General features: G+C 68.2%; 21 protein-coding genes. 9 read left to right on the top strand and 12 right to left on the bottom strand.

Annotated elements, in window-relative coordinates; all coding sequences use genetic code 11:
- Positions 1 to 220 precede the first annotated feature (220 nt).
- Entirely contained in the window at positions 221 to 1,621 is a 1,401-nt protein-coding gene (locus WME85_RS05020; RefSeq protein ID WP_437835610.1) for a hypothetical protein, read from the top strand.
- Between the two features lie 82 nt (positions 1,622 to 1,703).
- A complete protein-coding gene (locus tag WME85_RS05015) occupies positions 1,704 to 2,051 on the top strand; it encodes a hypothetical protein (RefSeq protein ID WP_437835608.1) in 348 nt (115 codons plus the stop codon).
- Positions 2,052 to 2,205: 154 nt separating this feature from the next.
- On the opposite strand, the gene WME85_RS05010 is transcribed toward WME85_RS05015, so the two are convergent.
- Entirely contained in the window at positions 2,206 to 2,970 is a 765-nt protein-coding gene (locus WME85_RS05010) for an SDR family oxidoreductase (protein ID WP_437307905.1), read from the bottom strand.
- A 194-nt stretch (positions 2,971 to 3,164) separates the two neighbouring features.
- Here WME85_RS05010 and WME85_RS05005 point away from each other — a divergent pair, with 194 nt between their 5' ends.
- From WME85_RS05005 to WME85_RS04990, 4 genes are all read left to right on the top strand, one after another.
- Entirely contained in the window at positions 3,165 to 4,100 is a 936-nt protein-coding gene (locus tag WME85_RS05005; protein ID WP_437835606.1) for a LysR family transcriptional regulator, read from the top strand.
- Positions 4,101 to 4,134: 34 nt separating this feature from the next.
- Complete coding sequence (locus tag WME85_RS05000; protein WP_437835604.1) at positions 4,135 to 5,364, top strand: tetratricopeptide repeat protein; 1,230 nt, start codon at positions 4,135 to 4,137, stop codon at positions 5,362 to 5,364.
- A 362-nt stretch (positions 5,365 to 5,726) separates the two neighbouring features.
- Positions 5,727 to 5,996: a hypothetical protein gene (locus tag WME85_RS04995; protein WP_437835601.1), complete on the top strand. Its 270-nt coding sequence runs from the start codon at positions 5,727 to 5,729 to the stop codon at positions 5,994 to 5,996.
- Positions 5,997 to 6,207: 211 nt separating this feature from the next.
- Positions 6,208 to 6,531: an LIC_13387 family protein gene (locus tag WME85_RS04990; protein ID WP_437835599.1), complete on the top strand. Its 324-nt coding sequence runs from the start codon at positions 6,208 to 6,210 to the stop codon at positions 6,529 to 6,531.
- Between the two features lie 99 nt (positions 6,532 to 6,630).
- On the opposite strand, the gene WME85_RS04985 is transcribed toward WME85_RS04990, so the two are convergent.
- The 3 genes from WME85_RS04985 to WME85_RS04975 are packed head-to-tail and all read right to left on the bottom strand — an operon-like array spanning position 6,631 to position 12,426.
- Positions 6,631 to 8,295, bottom strand: a complete 1,665-nt coding sequence (locus WME85_RS04985; protein WP_437835597.1) for a hypothetical protein — start codon at positions 8,293 to 8,295, stop codon at positions 6,631 to 6,633.
- 11 nt (positions 8,296 to 8,306) lie between these two features.
- A complete protein-coding gene (locus tag WME85_RS04980) occupies positions 8,307 to 9,347 on the bottom strand; it encodes a hypothetical protein (RefSeq protein ID WP_437835596.1) in 1,041 nt (346 codons plus the stop codon).
- A 7-nt stretch (positions 9,348 to 9,354) separates the two neighbouring features.
- A complete protein-coding gene (locus WME85_RS04975; RefSeq protein WP_437835594.1) occupies positions 9,355 to 12,426 on the bottom strand; it encodes a hypothetical protein in 3,072 nt (1,023 codons plus the stop codon).
- A gap of 360 nt (positions 12,427 to 12,786) precedes the next feature.
- On the opposite strand from WME85_RS04975, the gene WME85_RS04970 reads away from it, so the two are divergent.
- Together WME85_RS04970 and WME85_RS04965 are read left to right on the top strand one after the other, a co-directional pair.
- Complete coding sequence (locus tag WME85_RS04970) at positions 12,787 to 13,242, top strand: hypothetical protein (RefSeq protein ID WP_437835592.1); 456 nt, start codon at positions 12,787 to 12,789, stop codon at positions 13,240 to 13,242.
- Positions 13,243 to 13,295: 53 nt separating this feature from the next.
- Positions 13,296 to 14,123 (top strand): NAD-dependent epimerase/dehydratase family protein, encoded by an 828-nt coding sequence (locus WME85_RS04965; RefSeq protein WP_437835589.1) that lies wholly within the window; start codon positions 13,296 to 13,298, stop codon positions 14,121 to 14,123.
- 177 nt (positions 14,124 to 14,300) lie between these two features.
- On the opposite strand, the gene WME85_RS04960 is transcribed toward WME85_RS04965, so the two are convergent.
- The 4 genes from WME85_RS04960 to WME85_RS04945 all read right to left on the bottom strand — a co-directional run bounded on the left by WME85_RS04960 (position 14,301) and on the right by WME85_RS04945 (position 17,848).
- Positions 14,301 to 14,918 (bottom strand): hypothetical protein, encoded by a 618-nt coding sequence (locus WME85_RS04960; protein ID WP_437307893.1) that lies wholly within the window; start codon positions 14,916 to 14,918, stop codon positions 14,301 to 14,303.
- Between the two features lie 103 nt (positions 14,919 to 15,021).
- Positions 15,022 to 15,789, bottom strand: a complete 768-nt coding sequence (locus WME85_RS04955; RefSeq protein WP_437835587.1) for a hypothetical protein — start codon at positions 15,787 to 15,789, stop codon at positions 15,022 to 15,024.
- 100 nt (positions 15,790 to 15,889) lie between these two features.
- Entirely contained in the window at positions 15,890 to 16,075 is a 186-nt protein-coding gene (locus WME85_RS04950) for a hypothetical protein (protein ID WP_437835585.1), read from the bottom strand.
- Between the two features lie 918 nt (positions 16,076 to 16,993).
- Positions 16,994 to 17,848: an ATP-binding protein gene (locus tag WME85_RS04945; protein WP_437835583.1), complete on the bottom strand. Its 855-nt coding sequence runs from the start codon at positions 17,846 to 17,848 to the stop codon at positions 16,994 to 16,996.
- Positions 17,849 to 18,240: 392 nt separating this feature from the next.
- On the opposite strand from WME85_RS04945, the gene WME85_RS04940 reads away from it, so the two are divergent.
- Positions 18,241 to 19,275: a hypothetical protein gene (locus tag WME85_RS04940; protein WP_437835581.1), complete on the top strand. Its 1,035-nt coding sequence runs from the start codon at positions 18,241 to 18,243 to the stop codon at positions 19,273 to 19,275.
- A gap of 784 nt (positions 19,276 to 20,059) precedes the next feature.
- On the opposite strand, the gene WME85_RS04935 is transcribed toward WME85_RS04940, so the two are convergent.
- The 4 genes from WME85_RS04935 to WME85_RS04920 form a co-directional block, all read right to left on the bottom strand.
- Complete coding sequence (locus tag WME85_RS04935) at positions 20,060 to 20,554, bottom strand: DUF3368 domain-containing protein (RefSeq protein ID WP_437835580.1); 495 nt, start codon at positions 20,552 to 20,554, stop codon at positions 20,060 to 20,062.
- Entirely contained in the window at positions 20,551 to 20,838 is a 288-nt protein-coding gene (locus WME85_RS04930; RefSeq protein WP_437835577.1) for a UPF0175 family protein, read from the bottom strand. Before WME85_RS04930 ends, WME85_RS04935 begins: the two co-directional genes overlap by 4 nt.
- A 287-nt stretch (positions 20,839 to 21,125) precedes the next feature.
- Positions 21,126 to 21,416 (bottom strand): type II toxin-antitoxin system RelE/ParE family toxin, encoded by a 291-nt coding sequence (locus tag WME85_RS04925; protein WP_437835574.1) that lies wholly within the window; start codon positions 21,414 to 21,416, stop codon positions 21,126 to 21,128.
- Entirely contained in the window at positions 21,403 to 21,654 is a 252-nt protein-coding gene (locus tag WME85_RS04920; RefSeq protein ID WP_437835572.1) for an addiction module protein, read from the bottom strand. The genes WME85_RS04925 and WME85_RS04920 overlap by 14 nt, the downstream gene beginning before the upstream one ends.
- Between the last annotated feature and the right edge of the window lie 26 nt (positions 21,655 to 21,680).

The raw sequence follows: 21,680 nt of genomic DNA, 5'->3' as shown, positions 1-21,680 counted from the left end.
CATGGGCATGGCCCCTTGCGGCTCTCGCCGCGGTCGACGATGCTGGGCGCGGGGGACCCGTCACCGGGCGCGCGGCTGGTGCTTGACACGCCCGAGAGCTTTTCCGTCTCCTCTCCTGCGTGAGCCCCGTCATCACCCACCGCCGCCCGAAGCTCTGCGAGACCCCTGACCCGCGGATCACGCCGCGCTCGGAGGGACCGGTGGGGGTCACGGCGCACGCGTGACAGCGGTGCGCTGGACAGGCTGGTTCACGCCGGGGCGGCGCGCCGCCGCGGCTCTGGTCGCGCTGGGCGCCGCCTTGCGGGCCGCCCTGTTCGCGACGCAGCCGGAGCCGAGGGTCTGGTTCGACACCGGGACCTATCTCTTCTGCTCCCTGCCGGGCGCGGCTCCGGCGTTGGACCGGCAGCAGGGTTACTCGTGGTTCCTGCGCGGGCTCCGGGCGATCTCCGCGGATCTCCGGCTCATCCAGGCGACGCAGCTGACCCTCGGCCTGATCACGGCGCTGCTGTTCTACGGGATCGCCCGGCGGCTCGCGCCGTGCCCGGGCTGGGCGCCGCTCGCGGCGCTCGGGCTGTGCCTGTTCTGGCCCACTAACCTCCTGCTCGAGACCCATGTGCTCTCCGAGGCGCTGTTCCTGTTCCTCGTCGCCCTCGCGGGCTATGCCGCTGCCGAAGGAGCCCACCGCGGCTCCCCGTGGCTGCTCGGCGCGGCGGGCCTCGCGGCCGGCGCGAGCGCCTCGGTCAGGGTGGTGGGTCTCCTGGTCTGTGGGCTGCTCGCCGCCCTCACGATCGCCAGCGCCCTTCGCGTCCCGACCGCCAGCGCCGGCGAACGCGCCCGCCGCCTGCTCGCCCCCTGCGCCTTCGTCGTGGCGGCCGGCCTGATCGTGCTGACCTACATGAGCCATTACCGGAGTCATCGCAACGCCTGGGCGATGGAGAGCTGGGCCGGAATCAACCGCTATTGCATGCTCGCTCGCCTCATCCAGCCCGAGCACGCCGCCCCGGATGAGCGCTCCGTCGCGCTCCTCCGGGAGCACGGGGACGGCAACCTGCGCGGCTTCGATTTCGTGATGTGGGATGGTGAATCCCCCCTGGCTATCGCCGCCCGCGAGCTCCACCTCCCGCCGCCGGCGCTCGATCGCTGGGCGAGCAGCGTCGCGCTCAGCGCGGCGCTCGACAGACCCGCCGACGCTGGGAGTATCCTGCTTGACCACCTCCGGGAAGCGACGCTGTCGGTGGGCATACTGGACCGGCACGTCAAGCTGACCCCGGCGTCCGCTGCGCACCAGGCAGTGAAGCAGATCTACGGCATCGACGTGTCGACCTGGCACGAGACGCGCTCCTTCACCCTCCCCTACCGCCGGCCGCTCACCGTGCTCAAGCCAATCCTCGCGGCGGCCGCGCTCGGGGCGCTCGTGCTCCAGCTGTCGAGACGGCATCGCCGCGGTTATCAGCTCGCGCTCGCGGGGAGCGCGCTGCTGTTCACGGCGGCGGTGTCGATATCCATCCTGCCAGAGCAGCGGCACGTACAGCTGGCGGAGAACCTGATGCTGCTCAACATCGCTCTCCTCGCGGGGCAGGTGCTGGTGCGGCAGCGGGCGCAGGAGGGCACAGCGCGATGAAGAACACCCCGACCGCGGAAACTTCGCGCCGGGGCGCCCGCGGCTGGATCCGCTCGGCGCGCCCGTGGTAGCACCGTCGCTGATGACCCAGCCCCCGAGCCCCCTCGCCACCCCGGTGGCGTGGAACAGGGTCGCCGACGACTACGCGGCCGATATCGTCCCTCACTTCGAGAAGTATGCCGCAGACGCGCTCCGGCTCGCCGGCGTCGCCCCGGGCGCCCGCGTGCTCGACGAGGCGGCACAGGTGCGGGAGCGGATCCATGTCCACCGCGACAGTCCCGTCAGCGAAGGCGCGCCTCCGCGACAGCCGCACCAGGCCGTCCTGCTGCGGCGCGACGCGCTCCTTTGCGATCGGGGGTCGCAGCACGTAACGCAGCAGCGCCTCCCTCGCCGCGGCAGGGTGCGCACCGGCGCGCGTCGCTGCGTGTGAGGTGAAGCCGTCGAGCGCAGCGCACAGCGGCCTGTCGTACGCGAGCGCGCTCGGAGAAGACGGCGAGAGCCCGCCGACCCATTGCGGGGCGACGACGTGTGGCGCGGCTCTCGCCCCTCCTCCTCGCCTCGACTCCCCTCGCCTCCTCCTCGGGTCAGGTGCGCGTGATGGAGAGGCCGCCGTCGACCAGCGCGGCCGTCCCGGTGACGAAGGAGGAATCGTCCGAGGCGAAGTAGAGCACAGAGCGGGCCACCTCCTCCGGGGTCGCGACGCGCTTGAGGGCGTGGAGGCTCGTGATGAACGCCTGCGACTCCTTCGTGCTGTTCGCCTCGTGGTACATCGCGGTGTCGACGGCGCCCGGCAGGACGGCGTTGACCCGCACGCCTTGCGGCCCGAACTCGGCGGCGAGGGCCTGCGTCAAGCCGATCAGGCCGGACTTGCTCGCGGCGTACGCGGCGGTGCCCGGGAACGCGACGGTGTAGCCGACGAAGGTCGAGGTGAAGATGATCGACCCTCCGCCGTGCTTCAGCATCGCGGGGATCTGGTGCTTGGCGCCGAGGAACGCGCTGGTGAGGTTCACGGCGAGGGTGTCGCGAAAGCCGGCCTCGGAGACCCCGGTGCTGGGGCCCCCCTCGCCCAGGGTACCCGCGTTGTTGAAGGCGATATCGAGCTTGCCGAACTTCTCTGTCGCCAGCGCCACGAGGGCCTTGGCGTAGTCTTCCGAGCGCACGTCGCCGGCCAGCGCGGCGGCGCGCCCGCCGCTCTTCTCGATCTCGTTCACCAGGCGCGCGAGCTCGCTCTCGCGCCGCGCCCCGAGGATGACCTTCGCCCCCTCGGCGGCGAAGAGCCTGGCGGTGGCCTCGCCGATGCCAGCGCTCGCGCCCGTGATGAGTGCCACCTTGTCTTGCAAACGTCCCATGATCCTTCTCTCCTGTCCGGCGCGCGGCGTCCCAGGGGCCGAGCGACAGACGGTCAGCCTTGCTGCGCGAAAGAGGGGAGAGGGCGCCGCCATCAGCCAGCGCGTCAGCCCCTCTGACAGGCGAGAGTGTAGAGCACGGCGCGCGTTCGGAGTAGGCTCCCGTCGGTGGAACTGGATTTCGGAAACGCCGAACGATGAAGCTCGAGGGCATCGCGACGTTCGTGGCCGTCGCCGAGGCGGGCTCGCTCAGCGAGGCGGCGCGGCGCCTGCGCCTGTCGAAGTCCGTCGTCAGCGAGCGCCTGGCCGAGCTCGAGAAGAGCGTGGGCGCGCGCCTCATCCACCGCACGACGCGCCAGCTGTCGCTCACGGAAGATGGGGCGGCGTTCCTGGAGCGGGCGGTCCGGATCGTCCGCGAGGTCGACGACGCGACCGCCGACCTCGCCGCGCGGCGCGGCACCCTGGCGGGCCCCCTCCGGCTGTCGGCGCCGGTGACCTTCGGGCGCATGCACCTCGGCCCGGCGCTCTACCCCTTCCTTTTGCAGCACCCGGGGATCGAGCTGACGCTCGATCTGGATGACCGCCGCGTGGACGCTGCCGCCGCCGGCCACGACGCGGTGGTGCGGCACGGGCCCATCGTCGACTCGCGCCTCGTGGTCTGGCGCCTTGCGCCGAGCCAGCGTCTCCTCGTCGCTTCGCCGGATTACCTGGCGCGCCACGGCGCGCCGGCGTCCATCGCGGAGCTGGAGGAGCATCGGGGCATCTTCTACACGAACCGCGGCATCGCCGACTGGCGCTTCCCGGGGCCGGACGGCGCCGTGCTCGTGCGGGCGCGCGTCGGCCTCCGCGTCAACAACGGCGACATGATGCGGGACGCCGCCGTCGCCGGCCTCGGCGTCGCTCTTCTGCCGACGTTCATCGTGGGCGCGGCGCTCAGGGCAGGTGAATTGCGCGTCATCGACGTCGGCGCCCAGCCCGAGCCCGAGTTCATCTTCATCGCGCACACGGAGGGGCGGCGCCCCTCGGCCAAGCTCCGCGCGCTCGCCGACCATCTCGTCACCGCCTTCGGGAAGCCGCCGTACTGGGATGAAGGCGTGGGAGGGAAGAAGCGCTCCTCCGCGAAGCCGAAATGAACCCGGAAGGCGTTATCCTGGGCGACCGATGCGTGTGTGTCGTTCACTGCCGCTCGTTCTGGTCCTCGCCGCGTCCGGGTGCCGCGACTGCGCGCCGGATCCCTCGGCCGCGCTCCAGCCGGCGCCCGAGGCGCTCGCCTCGGGCGGCGCCGCGGGGCTCGCCCCCGCGCCCGGCGGCTCGGCCGCCGCGCTGCCCGGGTCACCTCGCGTCGAGGCGGCGCCGGTGGATCGCGAGGCGTACCTCGGCGCCCTCGGCCAGGGCCGCGCCGCCGCGCGAAAGGGCCGGTACGCCGAGGCGATCGCCGCCTTCGACCGCGCGCTCGCCGCGATGCCGCACGAGCCGCGCGCCCTCGCCGAGCGCGGCCACGCCCGGATGCGCCTCGGCGCGGACCTCGACGCGGCCGCCGCCGACCTGCAGCGCGCCGAGCAGCTCGGGCCCGACGACAAGCTCGCCGCCCAGATCTGGTACAACCTCGGCCTGCTCGACGAGCTGCGCGGCGAGGCCGAGCTGGCCCGCGCCGCCTTTGCCCGGTCGTTCCTCCTGTCGCCCACGGCCGCGGCCAGGGCCAAGGCGGGCCCCGGCATGCCGTGCGGCGTGCTCGTCGAGCGCCGCGAGGCCCCGTCCAGGGACGACTTCCTCGCGCCGAGGCTCGTCGTCGCGCGGGGCTGGCTCGACGCCTACGAGCAGCTCTACCGGGACAACGACCCGAAGGTGGAGCAGAAGGAGCCCGCGACGGAGGCCGAGGCGCAGCGCTCGCTCTGCGAGCGCCACGGCACGGATCGCTGCACGGACCCTTCGCCGTGGCTGCTGACGCGGTACCTGAACAGCATCCAGGGCGAGCTCGAGGATCACGTCCTGTCGCGGCCGGACGGCTCGCTGCTCGTCTTCCATGCGGGCATGGTGTTGCGGACGACGGACCTCACGACGATGAACCGGATCGTGTGTATCCCCGAGGAGCGGCTCGAGGTGCGGTTCGAGCCCGACGTGGTGCACGTGACGGTCGAGGCGGAGCGCCGCGCCTGGAAGAGCGAGGACGAAGCGGCGGCCGCCGCGTGTGACCCCGGGCGGATCGAGACCGAGGATCTCTTCTACGACGCGAAGACGGGCCGGGAGCTCGTGCGGCTGAGCCGCGCGGGGGGCCGGGACGCGGCCAGGGTGAAGCTCGCCGGGCGCACGGTGGAGGTCGCGGCGGGGACCTGCACGACGACCGTGCCGCTCGACGTGCGCGCCGCCGGCGCGGGGAGGCCGGCGGAGCCGAGATGAGGGGGTGGAAGGGAATGGGGACGCGGCCGGACGGCAGCGACCTGCAGGTCGGCCGGGGGGTCCCGATGACGCCGGTCCGAAACGCAAGCGTGGCGGCACGCGCAGCGATTCCACGATTTCGTGCTCGCCCAAGGGATCCTACCGCCGAAGCTCCTGCGCCAGACGGTTCTGGAGCGCTTCCTCCCCAGGCAGCCCGCGCCCTGAGCGGCAAAGGCCCGCGGCGCGCCGGACAGGGCCGGAGAGGAGCGCCGCCCGCGGCCGGCGAACGAGCGCGCCGCGCTCCAGCGCGGATTCGCCCCTTGCGGCACGCATCGCCGGCCCCAGCTCACGCTGAGAGAGACCGGAGAGATGGGGGATTTCACATGGAGACGACCAAGACGGTGGCGACGCGAGAACACCCGGAGTCGCTCGACGCCCTGGCGGCCAGCGGCGATGGGCGCCGGGCGACCAGGGCCGTTGAAGCGGGCGAGCAGGAGCGCGAGCGGCGGACTCCGGAAACACCGGCCGATCGCGGCGGCACGATCCCGCATGATGACGCGCCGGCCTCGACAGAAGAGGCCGTGGACGAGGCCTCGAGACAGTCCTTCCCCGCGAGCGACCCACCGGCCTGGATCTACATCCAGGCCGCCTGACAGCCCACCTCGCCCGCGTCGCGCCGCGACCGGGGCGAGGGCGGCTACGGCGGCCCGGGGCGCGGTGGCGACTCGATCGGAATCGCCTACCTCGACGAGGACCGGCTCACGGCCCTGGGCGTCACCTTCGCGCTGGGGCCGCCCGGCAAGGGCGACACGAGCTGGGGGAGCGCACCCGCCAGGGACCGGCGGCAAAGAAACGAGGGCTGTCATGAGTAGCCGTGCACAGGTGCTGTTTCATGTGGGCGCGTGGGCGTGGGTCGTCACCGGGCTCGGGCACCTCGCGATCACCGCGCTGCTGCTCGGTCGCCCCGCGACGCCCGCCGCGGAGACCGCGGTCCTCGGCGCGATGCGGGCGCACCGGATGACCATGATGGGCCTGTCGCGCGACCTGCTCGGCCTCTTCAGGGGGTTCAGCATGGCCATGGGCCTGGTGCTCGCGCTGCACGGCGCCGTCTGCGTGCTCGCCGCGCCCGCCCTCGCCGCGCTCCCTGCTGTCGTGGCGCTGAACGCGGCGGTGTCGCGGGCGATGTAGGTGTGGCGTCCGGACGGAAGAGGGTAGAAGGAAATGCAAACGACGCAAAGCTCTCCCAGATACTCCGGTCGAGTCTGAGGGACCCGCCGGTACGGCCGATCACTTGCCGATCGGAGAGCGCAGCCACGGGACAGGATCGGTATACTTAGGTATCTGCGCCCCCACTCCGATGGTATTGTGGAATGGGTGCACGTTGCTCGGGGGTTCCTCCTCGTGAGCAAAATAGAGCCCGTGAATCAAGACCGTTCCGGAAAATGCCTCCTGACCTTTCTCAGCAGCGCTCTTCGCATGGACCTCCACCGAGTACCAGGTCACGAGGTGCTCACCCTTGCTGATGTACCTGGGCTCGGTCGCCCTGCCCGCAGGGCTCAAGAACAAGTTCCCGTATACGCGCTCACTAGGACATTCATCTGCGTTCCACAGGTCCGGGGTGTTGGCGTCCGGCGCATTTTCGTAATCGGGATCGGTCGCCTTCGTGATGGCGAATCGGATGGTCTGTGTAGGAATCTGGGGGTCGAGCAGCGGCCCTCCGATCCCCTCTGCGACCTGAATCCCTTTGAGGTGCCCCGCTCCTATCGCTCCTGTTGTCAATCGAAGATCGCCTGTCTGATAAACGCGCCCGCCAATGACTTTTAGAAAGTCAAAGAACGTGGGACTCGCAACAAAGTCGCCCCACCGCCAGTGCATATGCACCGCGTGAAAGGCACCCGGGGTAGAGGGCAGCTTCTTCAGGTCCTGGGCGTCCCTCGGCGGACTCGACCAGAAATGAAAATTGTCCCATGTCGTCGGGATCAGGGGAGAACCCGGTCTCGGCAAGCTCGGGATTCCCGGCTTTCCGTTCACCAATCCGCGTCCGAACAGCTCGTAGAGCACCGGCTTCTCCAGTGCCTCGAACAGATCCTCCAGCTCGGCGCCCGACGGAGCGCGTTCAGTGTCTCGAAAGACGCCCGCGAGCATGGAAGGTGAAGAGCCGGGCGTCCGGCCCTCGAGCCTGAGTAGAAATCGATCCAAGCCAAACTCCATCCGATAATCGATCCGGATGGTCTTTACCTTATTTCCCTTGTAAATGAATTTGATCAAAGGAAAGAGCCGGGCCGCGGGCAACAACGCCCCCGGCTCGTGGGGAGGGTCGATCCCGTAGCTCGCCAGAACGTACGATTGCTCGATGACGAGATGGTCGTCCTCCTCGTCATCATCGAACCCGAATACCTTGTGCTTGCTCTTGTAGCGGGCCATAAGCCCCGCACTGGCTTTCCGATCACGTTTTGCATGCGTATAAATGTCGAACGGAGGCGGTGCGTCGAGCTTCATCCGTCGTTCGTAGGTCCCGTCGGCCTCGGGGGGCTCTACATCGAAGTCCTCCGTTCCCAGATAAAAGTCCCTTCGCAGTCGCGACACGTACGCAGCCGATATGCCGACCTTTGCACCGGTCGTGAGAGACATGCGGGTAGGACTCTGGATAGAGGCAATCGTGTAGAATGTCTTCGCGGCGTCGTTGGAAATCTGCTGTCCCGGCCGCAAGACATTGAACTGAGTCCCCACCCCCTTGACGTCCTTTTTGCCCTTCGTCGTCGTGAGCGTGCCAGTTTGCTCGGTCGTGCTCCACGGCTCGTCGGGATTGACCCAGATCCGGACCACGCGGAAGTCGCGAGCGAAGTTGTACTGCTCGTGCCGGACGTTCCCCAGCACCAGCCCTCCGCGGGCGAGCATATCGTAATCGAACGTCCATCCCCTCGAGGCGAACTTCTGCGAGAGCTTCGGCATGCCAATCAACCTTATACGATGGGGGCCAGAGCCGTCGGGACCTCGGCGGCGGCTTTGACGTAGGCCATGCGCTCGCACAGCACGACGGCCCCCGTCTGGTTGTCCTCGACGTGCAACATGACATTGTAGACGCCCGGCGGCAGCTCGATGAACTCGGCGCGTCCCATGGAGACCAGCCCCTCGTCAAAGGCGGAATCCGGGCGCCAATAGGCCCAGCTCGTCGTGTAGTCGTCGCTGCTACCGACGATGGCCGGCAGCACGTAGGCCCCGCCCTCTTCCTTCTGTGCGAACCGCATGGAAACAGTGAACGAGTGGCTGCTCGCCGGCAGGATCTCTCCGTCGTGTCCAGTCACTGAGTAGTAGTAGGGCGCCAGAAACTTTTGCGGCGAGTTTTCCCCAGCGACAACGTAGACGAGCGATGGCGGCGGCGCGTCGGACGGGGCTTGCGGGAGAACCTTCGCCGCCACGGCGCGATCCAGCCATACCGGCCGCCAATGGCTCACAAACCCCACGACCTTGCTCTTGTGTCCAACCCGGATATCGATGGTTGCGCCCATCACCGTCAGGTCGTCGTGGCCATCGTTGTGGCCATCCTTCTGCGACGGCGACTTGATCCGCACCACAAAGCGGCACAGCCAATGATCGGGCCACGGCAGATCGGGGTGGTTCACTACGACGGTGGACACCGCTGCGATCGTGGCCAGTGCCTCTACAGGCAGGAGCGGGGGTATGCCCAGCGCCCGATATTCGGGCTCTCGGCACTTCGCCGCGAGCCGTGCGATGAACTCCTGCGCAGCCGCGGTGGCTGAGCGCTCGTCCTCGGGCAACGCGCTCTTGGGGTTAGCATTCCACAGATCGGTCCGAAGCGCGTACCGGATCCATCCACAAACCGGATCGATCGTAAAGTCATATTCCGGCGTCACGAACGACGGCAGCTCGGGATTGATCGCTGCGAGGACCGCTTGCTGGATCCTCCCCTTCTGCGCGTACAGATCCCTCGGTGGCGCAATGGGGAAGACGGAGATCTTCTGCGGCTGGCCGGCGGCTTTCATGGCTGTATCAGATCAACCAGGGGGCGATATCCGGATCCACCGAATTGTCCGGCAGGCCGGGCGGCGCGGTCGGTGGCGTTGTAGGATTCGGCATCACATAGACCAGGTTCGTCGGCACCTTCTGCACGTACGCGCCCACGACCTTGGGACCGTGGCCGACGGTGCCGTCGCTGTCCACGCTCATTCCCGCGGCCGCGGCCAGCTCCTGCGTGACCGACATATAGACCGGATCGGCGATGCCCACATTGAAGTCGTTCGATACGCCGAGCTCACCGAAGGCGCTGGGCGTGAAGTTCCACGCGCAGCCGTGCTCCGAGAGGAAGTTGGCCAGGAGGTTGAACACCAAGAGGAAGTTCTCGAAGTTCGGCCGCGCCGGCACCATCACGCGGGCCTGGCCCGCCTGCAGGAAGGTGGTGAAGAGCGGGTCGCTCACGTCTTCCATGTTCTTGAGGGTCAGCCAGTTGGTCTTCCGACCATAGAAATATGGGTAGAAGATGTAGGTCATGTTCTCCCACTCGAACGCCTGCTCGAAAAACTTGGCGAGATTCCCCTCGCGCACCGCCTCAGCGAAGAGGATCTCGGGGTAGCCCGACGCATTCTGGATGCCGTTGACCGCTGCGTCGAAGCTCTCCCAGCGCTGGCCCGTGAACAGCTCGAGGCAGCGCTTTTTCAGCTCCTCGCGCTCGATGGCGCGGTTGATTTCAGGGTTTGCGCCGCCGCCGGAGAAGCCGAAGGAGCTGTCGGCATATTGCGCGCTCAGCCATTCGTCGTAGGCCCTCTTCTTCTGATTGTAAGCATCGAGGATCTTCCCGTAGGTCGAGACCTTCCATGCTTCGTAATGCTCGGTGGAACGCCTGGCCTTTACATTCGCGTTGAGCACATAACTGACGCCCCTGGCTGTCAGCGAGAGGGCGACGGATTTTTGAATTTGGGGGAGCGCCATGTTGCCTGTGTAACTACCTGCGACAGTCACTGCAAAATCCGTCGTGCCGATGACGCCCGTGGCCGCGGTGGCGAAGCCTGCAACGTTCCCCTTGATGTTTGCCTGCCCCAAGATGGCCTCATACCCATCGTCGAGCGGAATTTCCGCGGCTATCGCGTGATAGAGATCTGGGCCGCCGGAGGCGCCGGTCTCGGTCTTGATCGCGCGCGAAAACGTGATGTATTCCTGCGGTGGCGCTTCGACGTTGCCAGCCTCGTATTGCGCCATCCAGAAGGTGTAGTTCGTGTCGGTCAGCACCGCGGGGCTCGTGAGCTTGCCGCCGGGGCCGTCCAGCTCCGAAGGCGGGATGGGCTTCTCGACCACCGCGCCGACCGACGGCTTCACCAGCTTGCGGAAGAGGTAGAAACTCGCCGGCTCGGGCACAGCGAACTCGAACATGAGACGCTTTCCGTAGTTGACGATCTTGTTGAGGTAGAACTTGTCGAGCCAGCGGTATACGCCGTTTTGCGCATCGTTCGTCGTGTTGCTGAGCTTGTTGAGGCTGGTCTCCTCGGTTTCGTTGATCACCGTGACGGTCTGCGTCTGACGCACGAGCTCCTTGACCCGGATGAGCGCGCGAGTGGTCACATCGCGCGAAAACTTGACGGCGTTCTGAGCAGATTGCGTCGACGACATGCCGAAACTGGCGTCCATGTTGGACGTCACGGTCGTCACGCCATAGCTGCCACTCACGTTCATGCCCGTGCTGATCTTGAAGTCTTGCGCGATGGTCTTCGACGACTCCTTCTCCATGCTGAAGCGTTCTGTGGTCTGCGTCTCGCGCTCCGTCTCGTTGACCGATTCGCGCTCGGTGGTGGTGGTCGACTCGGTGCGGCTCAGGCGGCGGTGCGTGCGCTCCTTCGTGAGCCCCATCATGAGAGCCTCCACGTGGGCTATCTCGCCGGGAGTGTATTTGATGAGCTGCTGCCGCGTGACCAAGCAATCGCCGATGAGCATGCTGTTCACAAAGCTGCCGCGAGACGCGAAGGTCACGCGAGGCAACAGGGCGCACGGATCCTTGTCGATCATCTCGACGCACAGATCCGTGCGGGTGATGATCGAATTGCCCACGCGCACGCTGTGCTCGCGCTGTTCGCTCCCGAGCCGGGTCGTCGTCTCCGCCGACTGCGTCAGCAGCGCCTCGATCACGCGCTCCAGGTCGAGGGTGCTCTGTTTGCCGAGGGCCCATTCGGGGAAGAGTTCGCCGAGGAGCGCACTGGAGGAGGGGGACAGGCTCGCAGGTTCGTCCCGAGTCAGCCGGAAGGCGTCGACGGAGAGCTCTTGCGATCGAGGCGGCTCTCTGCCGTTGCCCTTCTCGGTCACGATGAGCAGGGCGTCCAATCGACGCTGAATGAGCGCGCGGACTTCCTGCACCGCACGTTCGATATCTTGATAGCGCGCCTGGGCATCGCGGACGCCGCCGCCGGGCCGCGGCTGGTCGCCTACGCCGGCATCGGCCTTTTCGTTCCGCGCCGCGAGCAGCCGGTAGACCCACTTGGGCAGCAGCGCCTTGGCGCGATAGATCTGCCACAGCTGCGGTTCCAGCTCGGTGGCGCGCGGATTGGCCGCCACCACCTCGGCGAGGTGAAGCCCGCCGAGGTGCTTGCAGGCAAGCGTCACCAGGAACGGATCGCTGGGCGAAAGGAGCCCGGCGAGCAGGTTGTCCCACAGCACACAGAGCAACACCTTGAAATCGAGCGATGCCACGAACTTGCCGATCTCGTCGCCGAACACATCGCGGAACTTCGTCGCCACGTCCTTCATCGTCGTAGCCGTGGCGTTCACGTCGAGCCACGCGAGGAACTTCGCAAGCGCTGGGAAGCGAGTCGCGTAGTCATCGGGATAGGTGATATAATCGGCTGTGCTCTTGTATCTGTCGACCTCAGCCAGTTGCGCCTCCGGCCTGTCGGCAGCGACGAGCCTTGGATGGAGCGTGCCTACCTTCTTCTGCACAGACACGAGATCGGGGGCCGACAGCCTGTCGTAGGCATTGGTGACGAAATCAATCTGCGCTCTCTCTAGACGGTACGCCTGCGGCGGTCGTACGTTCATGAACCGGAACAGATCGTTCGGGTAAATCTCGTTGAGCATGGCCATGATTTCCCTCGCAAGATTTCGCAGAAAGAAGAGATCGAGCCCCCAAGGGCGCTATCTCAGACTTCCCCCAGTCGACGAAGTTCGACGCTCAATTCACTTTCTGAATCAACGCAAGTGTATTCTCTCGCGTTATAGCTGCATGTATTTTCGCTCGACTCGTGGTGGCGAACATCCACGACGCTGAAAGTCTGAACGCCGCAAGATAGCCTGCGTATTCCGGCCTCACCCGGGAACCGATTCCGACACGACCCCGGGCAGCCGTTCCGGCGCCCGGGAAGCCGTTCCGACGCCCGGGAAGCCGTTCCGGTGACCTGGGCAACCATTGCAGCCCTCCGTGGGCGGTGCGGATTTCACGCCATCGTGATCACCGAGATCACCGCCGTCGTCGAGCCGGGGGTGGCGCCAGCCGAGCCCGACTGCGCCTGGATTCGCCGCGAGCGACACCGGCCGCACGTGACGCTGGAGCTGCTGCACCTGGAGTACCTGCGGCAGCATCCCAACGGTCTGCGGTACACCGCCTTCTGCAACCGGTACCGGGCGTGGCTCGCGCGGCGCGGCCTGGTGATGCGCCAGGTGCACGTCGCGGGCGAGAAGATGTTCGTGGACTACGCGGGGAGGAAGCCGACCCTCGTGGACCCTGCCACAGGCGCCGTCACCGAGGTCGAGCTGTTCGTCGCCGTGCTGGGCGCCTCCAGCTACACGTACGCCGAGGCGAAGCGCAGCCAGCGAGGACCGGAGGACGAACGTGCGCGCCGATCGGGCATGCGCGGGCATGCCCGCGCATGCCCGCGCATGCCCGCGCATGCCCGCGCGTGACATTGTCCGCTTCTTCCAATTCCCACCCCGCGCGCGTCGCTAGCATCGCGGTCATGAAGATCCTCGTCACCGGAGCGACCGGAAAGGTCGGAAGCCGTCTCGCAAAGCGCCTCGCCCGCCGGGGCGATCATGTCCGCGCCCTCGTGCGCGATCCGAACCGCGCCGCCGAGCTGCGCGAGCACCGGATCGAGACCGTGAAGGGCGATCTCCTCGACGAAGCCTCGCTCGCGCCCGCGGTGCGCGGCATCGACGCGGTCGTCCATTGCGCCGCCTTCTTCCGCGGCGCCACCCCGGAACAAGCGCACACCGTCAACGACCTCGGCACGCAACGACTCGCGGCCGCCGCCCGCGCCGCGAACGTGAACCGCTTCGTCTTCACCAGCACCGGGTTGGTCTACGGACCGAGCGGCGGCCGCCTCGCCCACGAGGGCGACGACTGCGCGCCGCCACCGGGCTACCCCGCGAGCAAGCTCGCCGCCGAACGCGCGCTCCTCGCCCTCGAGGGCCTCGATGTGCGCGTCCTCCGCCTCCCCTTCGTCTACGGCGACGGTGATCCGCACATCGAGGAAGCGATCCCGATGATGCGCGGCTGGCCGCCGTCGCAGCGCATGGCCTTGATTCATCACGCCGACGTCGCGCAGGCTGTCGCGCGCGTGCTCGACGCCGCATCGCCTTCGCACCGCATCTACAACGTGGTCGACGACGAAGCCCCCGACCTCGCCACCGTCTTCGCGTCGGTCGGCGCCCCACCGCCCGACGGCTCGGCCGGCGAAGCGGCCCGAGCCTTCGACGTCCTCCTGGACGGCCGCCGCATCCGCGAAGATCTCGGCTTCAAGCCCGAGTTCCCGCGCCTCCAGGATGCGATCGCGGCGGGCGCGTGATGTTCTCCAGTCGGTGAGCCAGGCGATGATCCCGCTCTGGTGCTGCTCACCGCGCGCGCTCTTCATGTCGAGGCCGTCGACGACGAGCAACCGGTCCTGCACCGGCGCGACGCGGTGCCTGAGCTCCGGCGTCCAGGAAGAGCACCGGGGCATCATCCCCAGCAGCCTGCTCGCGGTTCAAGACGAGGGGCGCAGCGTGGGATCGTCGCCTGAGAGCTGGGGCAGCATCGCGACGAACGCCCAGTCCTGCCCGCCCGAGTCATCGAACGTCAGGTGAACGCGGTCGCCGTCGCGCTCGAACGTGATGGTGAACAGCGCACGATCGAGCAAGGCGTCGTCCGTCGTCGTGAACGGCTCCTCGTAGTCCTCCTCGACGAGGAACTCGGCCGACGCCGCCGCGCGAGCCTCGGGATCGTCCACGCGCACCACCAGCCGCGGCGCGTCGGTGGAATGCACCGCGCCGAGCCCGCGCAGCAGCACCTCACGCAGCCACGCGCCGCCGAGATCGAAGCCGCCGCCCCAGAAGAACACCAGGCGATCGACGCTGAGCACGTTCGCCTCGTCGTTGAAGAGGCCCTTGAGCAGGAACCGCGACGTTGCGTCGCCTGGCCACGGCACGCCGTGCCGCCGCCCGAGCTCGACCAGCGGCGCGGGCACGGCGCCCTCGCTCCACGGCGCGTCGGCGGTCTTCTCGTAGATGGCATAGTCGGCGACGAGCCGCCGCAGCTCCGCCGCGGCCTGCTCCGCCGCAGCGACCGTCGAGAACTCCGCTGCCTGCATCACGACCTGACTCATGCATGCAGCGTATACGATTCCGCGGGGCGACTGCGAGGAACCCGCCTGTCCACGGGACGCCGCGCTCCAGGCGGCGGGAGGAGCGGTGAGCGGAGACGAGCGGTCAGTTGATGTCGAAGAATTGCTGGCAGCAGCCCAGCGTGAGGTGACACACCTCCCTGGGCGCCCCTTCACACGTCCCGACCTCGACTCCCTCGACGAGGCACGAGCACATCGTCGTGCCGTCCTCGGTCGGCCCGCACTTGACCTCGTGCTTCTTGCTCATGCACGAGGCCGAACACGCGCACTCGTTACCCTCCAGGCCGTGCGGGTACTCGCAGTCCAGGTCACGGCACCCGTGAGTGTCGAGGCACGCCAGGTACGCGTCCTCCTCGTCCTGGCAGTCGGCGGGCAACCCGTCCTTGCAGGTGGCAGCTTCAGGCAGCCAGCAAGAATAGTACGCGGCGACCTCGTCCTCGCACGCGGGGCGGGCCAGCGGGATGACCACCACGCCACAGCTCTGGGCGCAGTCCAGATCCGGCGGATCGCAGCCGTACAGCTTGTGCGACTCACAGATAGCCAAGCACGCCTGCATAGCGTTCGGGTCTCCCGCTTCGCTGCCGCCGCTGCCGCCGCTGCCGCCGCTGCCGCCGTCGCCGACCATGGTGGTGCCGGTGCTGCCGCCGCTGCCGCCGTGCCCGCCGCTCCCTCCGTTCCCGCCGTCGCCGACCATGGTGGTGCAGGTGCTGCCGCCGCTGCCGCCGCTGCCGCCGCTGCCGCCGCTGCCGCCAGCGTTGCTGCTCGGCCCGCCGCCGCTGTCACTGCACGCCACTACCAGCGTGGACAGGGCCATCATCGACACGAACCAACCGGTGCGAACGTCACGTTTCATTGCAATCTCCTTGGCTTGTCATTCAGTGAGCGAGTCACGCGATCCAGGCGTGCTCAGGAGCTGCCCTCTTCGGGGCCGCGCTGGGCCCTGGCTGCCGCCGTCACGTTGGGTCCTTCGGATATTCGTCCGGAGGATCGGAACGCAGCGACGGAGCACGGTGCTCTTCCAGTACGGCGGCCGCCGCGTCGGCGCTGGGTGAGCGAGCTGGAACGTCGGTCGGCTCGCCGAGCGCGGTGAGGAAGCGGGCGATGCTGCTCGGCTCGGTGATCATGGTGACGAGCTTCATCCTGCCTGATCGAGGTCGCGCTGCTGCAATCGTTGTCATCGGTGCATTCGCCGCCATCGGCCACCTTGCCCACGAAGACCGTGGAGCACTCGGGGTGCGAGTCGAACAGAGCGTCGATATCGAGGAAGTCCGCACAAGTGTTCTTCAGTACGGCAATGCAGCGCGCGGCTTTCTCGTACTCCTGGACGGAGGGGGCCGAGTGGCCGGGCAGCTTTCCCGGTCCCATGGCGCGTGCCGCCCCCCGCCGCCTGCGACGCAGTTCCGGCGACGCTTGCGCGACGCGGAGCAGGTCGGATGTGGATGCGAGGCGAGCGGCCGATCCGTGATGGGAGCGGCGCCCTCACCTCGCTCGGCGTACACCCATCGACATCGCGACATCGCAACGAGCGTGCCACGGGAATCTGGCCTGTGACGCTCCGGCGCGAAGAGGGGGCGCCCGTCACGGCGGAGCGCGGGAGCGGTCGCCTCGTCGCATCCGGGGCGCGGGCATCGGCGCGTGATGGCAGTCCTTGCCGCTTTTGCCTCCCGGGGGGCTGGCAAGCCTTGCCATGAAGGCAACACTTGCCATGCGCACGCCGGTCCAGGGCGAGTCCCACGGCGTGCTCGATCCCGGGGCGGCCGCGTCGGCCGTCCTGCGCAAGCCCCGGCGCCCTCCTGCGCGGCCCCGGCGCCCTCCTGCGCGGCCCCCGGCGCCCTCCTGCGCGGCCCCCGGCGCCCTCCTGCGCGGCCCCCGGCGCCCTCCTGCGCGGCCCCCGGCGCCCTCCTGTGCGGCCCCCGGCGCCCTCCTGCGCAGCCCCCGGCGCCCTCCTGCGCGGCCTCGGCGCCCTCCTGTGCACCGCCGTTGGTGTCCTACGCAACACTCGCAGTCGTCCTACGCGGCCCCGTGCCCCTCCTGGGCGCCTCTATTGGTGTCCCTTGTTACAAACGTCCGGCTCCTGCGCAGCCCCGGTGGTCTCCTGCGCAGCGCCGTCGCCGTCTCGGGTGCCCTTTGTGGTTGCTGCGCAACCCTTTCTCCCTTCCGGCTCGCCGTCTTCCGTTCCGTCGTCCTGCTACCCGAGCATCGGCCTCGTCGCGCTGCACGCCGGGGTGACCGTGCGCGACGTCCGAGCGATCGATCAGCGCCGAGACGCACGCTGCGCCCGGAAAGACCGTGCTCCACTGCTTGAACGGCAGATTCGTCGTCAGCACGAGCGATCGGCTCTCGTGCCTGCGGCTGATGATGTTGTAGAGCAGATCGGCGGACTGACGGCTGCACGGCAGATAGCCGATCTCGTCCAGAATGAGCAGCGACGGGGCCGTGTATTTCCGCAGCCGTCGCTCGAGGGCCGGCAGCGACTCCTGCTTGAGCAGATCCGCGAGGGCGGCCGACAGCGTCGTGAAGCGCACGGTGTAGCCGCGCTGGAGCGCGAGCATGCCGAGGTTCTGGGCGAGCATCGTCTTGCCGACGCCGCTCGGACCCCGGAGCAGGACGTTGTGCCCCTTGGCGACGAAGTCGAGCGTCATGAGCTCCTCGACGAGCTCACGCTGGATCGTACGCGGGTGGTTCCAGTCGAAGCGATCGAGGGGCTTGAATGTGCCGATGGTTGCCGCCTTGGCGCGCGCGGCGAGATTGCGCTCGGCGCGCTCGCGGTGGGCGATGGCGGCGAGTTCCTCGAACGTCTGCACCGGCGACAGGCGCGCCGTGGTGGCATGCGCGATGAGCGCGAGCAGCGCCTCGCGCGATACGCGTACGCCGAGGGAACGAACAAGCTCAGCGACATCATCGTTGGGCATCGTAGGACTCCAGGTCGTGGGGGATCACGTCGCGATCGCAAGTTGTCGGAACCCCTATCCATCACGCGCCGGCTCCGTCGGGCGCGGTAGGCCCGCTGGCGATCACGGTGATCCAGGCGCCCCTCGTGGGAGCGCTGGTGCCGCAACCCGTGCCGAAGCCTTCGCAGCTACGCGTCGGGCGGCGGGAGCCGCTCGGGCGGCGTCGACGGTTAGTGGCCGTACCCCGCCGGGAATCTCAAGAAATGTCCTCCGCGTGTTATTCATGAACACCGAACATCGATCGGCGATTCGTGAAGGAGGACAGGCACATGATGAGTCAGGCAAATTCCGCGGCCATTTCGGCACGATCTCCCGGAGCGGGACAGCGAACGCCGGCCGGGGCGCGAGGGCCGGTGCTGCGCCGCAAGATCGCGGGCCACGTCGCCGCGAGCCTCGTCGGCATCGTCGTCGGAACGAGCGGCTGCAGCTCGGGAGGCGAGGGCTCGAACGACGCCACGACGGGAACCGGCGGCGGCGCAGGAAGCGGTGGTTCGACCAGCGCCGGGCCGGGCACCGGCGGCGGCGGCTCGGGCACCGGCGGCGGCGGCTCGGACACCGGCGGCGGCGGCTCGGACACCGGCGGCGGCGGCTCGGACACCGGCGGCGGCTCGGGAACCGGCGGCGACGCGGACCCCTGCGCCGGAGGGACCGTCGGCGCCGCGAGCGACAGCGCAGCGTCGGACACCCACGTGAACGGCTTTGGTTTCGTCGAGCTCGACGTCTCCACGCAGAACCAGATCATCGCCCTGGAGACGACGCTGACCGTGCCGCCGTCGCCTCCCGCATCCGGAACGCTGTTCTTGTGGCCCGGGCTCCAGCCGAGCCCCGGAGGGCACAACTACGATGTGCTCGACAATGGTGTCCTGCAGCCGGTCCTCACGTGGGGGCCGACGTGCGCGCCGACCTCGCCCGTGGACCCGTACGCCTCGTGGTGGGTCTCTGCCCAGTACGTCAACACCTTCATCATCCCGGCGTCGCCGTTCTATGACACATACAGCGGATGCCGGGGTGGTCAGGGCATGGACGTCGCCGTTGCAACCCAATTGAAGATCAGCATGTCGCTGAGCGGGACTACCTGGAACCAGATCGTGACGGACGCGCAGACCGGCGCGTCGGTGTCGTTCAGCCTCGACATGCTCGAACAGGCGCAGCACCGGGCCTTGTTCGTCATAGAGGACTATGCGCGGCCGCCGGTCTCCGATGTGGTGTTCACGTCGACGATACTGAAGTTCGCCTCTCCCGAAGCGGACGCGTGCCAGGCTCAATGGCGCGGGGAGAGCGACTATTTCGCTGCACCCGTGGCTTCGCGCGATGGACTGCACTGCTGCATTTCGCGGATCATCCTGCGGGCGGAGGGCGTCTCCCCGACGTCCCCCAACGGCCCCTGACGGTCCTTGAGCGCGTCGATGAATGCCGCTTACTTCCCATCGATCTCCGTCAGAACGTCCTCGTATAGCCGCGGATTTTCTGCGGACCGCCGTCGTCCAGGCGGACGTGCGCAGAGCCCCCGCCGGTCGTCTTGGAGTTCACGCCAACGACGGTGAGCATGGCGGGATCGGACGCGAGGTAGACGGGGCCGCCTCTTTCCGTGCCCCCGGAAAAAAATCCGCTCATGGCGACAGCGAGATGTAGGCAGCTGAGGCATGCCCCCTCGAAGCCCAGCATCCCACCGGCCCGGTGGATCTTCTATACTTGGCATTAAGGCGGCCATAGATCGTAGCCGCGCCCCTCGTCAACGCCGCGGAGCCCACGACAACGCCCTACTTCCCGCTCCGCGAGTAGGAGCCGGCGGCACAGGAGCCCAAGCCACCAAGACGGGGCGGGATGGATGGTGCGTACCGTGTGCGGAGGCACGCACGTTCGTGATGCCTGGCCGTGGCAGACATCTGGGGCCGGGCTCTACGATAGACAGCCCCGGAGACGTCCCGCGTCCAGGCCTCGTCCAAACAGGGCGGATCTACAAGATTCTTCCTTCTGGGCCCCAGAAGCACAGGCCCGCCCGCCGAACGCCCTGCCAATCTGCTGCGGTCCGGGCAGCCGCGCGAAGCGCACTGCCCGGACCGTCGGCAGCATTGGCTTGTTGGGCAGCTCCGCGTGTATCGCGCGGCTCACATGGAAGTTCGTCAAGCCTGGTTCATGCAGACTTGTACTTCTTGAGCTTCACGCCCATCCTCAGGCTTCTCCGGCGGCCGCGAGAACGTGCTGCTTCAGCGCGGCGCCGATGTGAAAACCTTGACGACTGAGCGCCTCGATCCACGCTCGGACCTCGCCAAGGTGCCCCTGACGTTTCCCCTCGAGCAAGACGCCGAGGGTCCCCGTCATCCGTAGCCCGTGTCGCCGGCCCACCTTTCTGCCGTCAACCTCGTCGATGAGCAACAGCGACGCGCTCTTCTCGACCGCCAGCGCGATGGCCGCAGCCTCTCCGGGGTCGAGCTGCACGAGGAGCTGCCGAAGAAAAGGACCATCGAGTGGCGCGGCCACGACCAATGCATTGGCACCTGGCGCCTCACGCCAAGCGCCGAGGGCGTGCTGGCCTCGATCGAGTTCGTCGACCACCTGGGCGGGAACGAGCACGCGCCCGAACAGAAGCCCGAGCAACGGAAGCTGTCCGATCCGGAGGAGGTGCGACACGGGCGTGTTGTTCGTCACCACCAGCGGCGTCGTCATGGGAGCCCGCCACTGCCCGCGGCTCGCCGGAACGCAGCGAGGCCGGCGAGATCCTCATCGAAGTCCTCGACCGTGAGCCGTGACGGGATCCCGCGCTGCCCGAGGAGGTCGTCGAAGGCAACCCGATCCATCCCCGACAGCCGGCGAGCGGCCGCCTTGGGCAAGAGCTCGCGAGCGTACAGCTGCACGGCCAGCTCCCGCTTGAGCACGGCCTCCCGCTCGACTGGCGGAATGCGTGCCTCGTCGAGGATGTCGTCCGAGATTTCGAGGTTGAACGATCCCATGCTGCCTCACGTCCTGCCGGTGCACCCCGAGGATCCCACCCGACGCCGCGGCCTGCAAGGCCGAGATGCTCCCCGCCCTCCACTGCCCGCGGTCGACGGCCGGGCGAACGCTCACGTGACCCCGGGGTCCACTCCAAGCGAATCTCACGTCGACGCAGCGTCCCTTCAGCGCGGCGCCTCCGGCGGCCCGTCCGCCGCGCCCCTCGAGGTGCCGCCTGCACGCTGGGACCGCCGGGCAAGGGCGACAGCAGCTGGGACGACGAGGGCATGAGGATCTCGGGCGAGGGTTACCTCTTTCTCCAGTAGCCCGGCCTCTGCTTTGCGTGCGCGATGGCCACGACGAGAATGCGCGTTGGCTCGTCTCGGTACACGACGAGATAGGGAAACCGTGTCAACCGCACCCGACGCGTCCCGTATCGGTAAGAGGGCCAGCGGTCCGGCGCCTCCGCAATTCGAGTCAATGCCGCCTCGATCTCGTCGGCGAACCGTGCCGCCACGCGTGGATCGCGTTCCGCGTACCACCCCGCAGCCTCCTCGGCTTCCGCAAGTGCGGCTGGCAGGACCTCAACGAGCTTCACGACGGCCGTTTGCAGCCGCCAGGATGCGGCGCCGGGCTTCCGGCCAGGGGACCGGCGAGACGACCCCGGCGTCGACGTCGGCGAGACGTTGCTGGATCTCCTCGGCCCACGCAGCCTCGACCTCCTCGGTCGTCTGCTCGGGCTCGTCGAGGCTCTGGATCAGCGCGGCCGCCACGGCCGCTCGGTCCTCCGCCGACAGACGCAGCGCTACGGCCAGGACATCCTCGACGTCGCTCATGATGCAGGGAGCTTACCGCAAGTTCG

Origin of the sequence: Sorangium sp. So ce1153 (assembly GCF_051521595.1) — a bacterium.
Lineage (GTDB): Bacteria > Myxococcota_A > Polyangia > Polyangiales > Polyangiaceae > Sorangium.
This window is presented reverse-complemented; position numbering and strand designations above follow the sequence as displayed.

Excerpts from the sequence above, each read along its gene's own strand:
- WME85_RS05015 (WP_437835608.1), top strand. The coding sequence starts at position 1,704 with ATGACCCAGCCCCCGAGCCCCCTCGCCACCCCGGTGGCGTGGAACAGG.
- WME85_RS05010 (WP_437307905.1), bottom strand. The coding sequence starts at position 2,970 with ATGGGACGTTTGCAAGACAAGGTGGCACTCATCACGGGCGCGAGCGCT.
- WME85_RS05005 (WP_437835606.1), top strand. The coding sequence starts at position 3,165 with ATGAAGCTCGAGGGCATCGCGACGTTCGTGGCCGTCGCCGAGGCGGGC.
- WME85_RS04995 (WP_437835601.1), top strand. The coding sequence starts at position 5,727 with ATGGAGACGACCAAGACGGTGGCGACGCGAGAACACCCGGAGTCGCTC.
- WME85_RS04990 (WP_437835599.1), top strand. The coding sequence starts at position 6,208 with ATGAGTAGCCGTGCACAGGTGCTGTTTCATGTGGGCGCGTGGGCGTGG.
- WME85_RS04985 (WP_437835597.1), bottom strand. The coding sequence starts at position 8,295 with ATGCCGAAGCTCTCGCAGAAGTTCGCCTCGAGGGGATGGACGTTCGAT.
- WME85_RS04980 (WP_437835596.1), bottom strand. The coding sequence starts at position 9,347 with ATGAAAGCCGCCGGCCAGCCGCAGAAGATCTCCGTCTTCCCCATTGCG.
- WME85_RS04975 (WP_437835594.1), bottom strand. The coding sequence starts at position 12,426 with ATGGCCATGCTCAACGAGATTTACCCGAACGATCTGTTCCGGTTCATG.
- WME85_RS04965 (WP_437835589.1), top strand. The coding sequence starts at position 13,296 with ATGAAGATCCTCGTCACCGGAGCGACCGGAAAGGTCGGAAGCCGTCTC.
- WME85_RS04960 (WP_437307893.1), bottom strand. The coding sequence starts at position 14,918 with ATGAGTCAGGTCGTGATGCAGGCAGCGGAGTTCTCGACGGTCGCTGCG.
- WME85_RS04955 (WP_437835587.1), bottom strand. The coding sequence starts at position 15,789 with ATGAAACGTGACGTTCGCACCGGTTGGTTCGTGTCGATGATGGCCCTG.
- WME85_RS04950 (WP_437835585.1), bottom strand. The coding sequence starts at position 16,075 with ATGAAGCTCGTCACCATGATCACCGAGCCGAGCAGCATCGCCCGCTTC.
- WME85_RS04945 (WP_437835583.1), bottom strand. The coding sequence starts at position 17,848 with ATGCCCAACGATGATGTCGCTGAGCTTGTTCGTTCCCTCGGCGTACGC.
- WME85_RS04935 (WP_437835580.1), bottom strand. The coding sequence starts at position 20,554 with ATGACGACGCCGCTGGTGGTGACGAACAACACGCCCGTGTCGCACCTC.
- WME85_RS04930 (WP_437835577.1), bottom strand. The coding sequence starts at position 20,838 with ATGGGATCGTTCAACCTCGAAATCTCGGACGACATCCTCGACGAGGCA.
- WME85_RS04920 (WP_437835572.1), bottom strand. The coding sequence starts at position 21,654 with ATGAGCGACGTCGAGGATGTCCTGGCCGTAGCGCTGCGTCTGTCGGCG.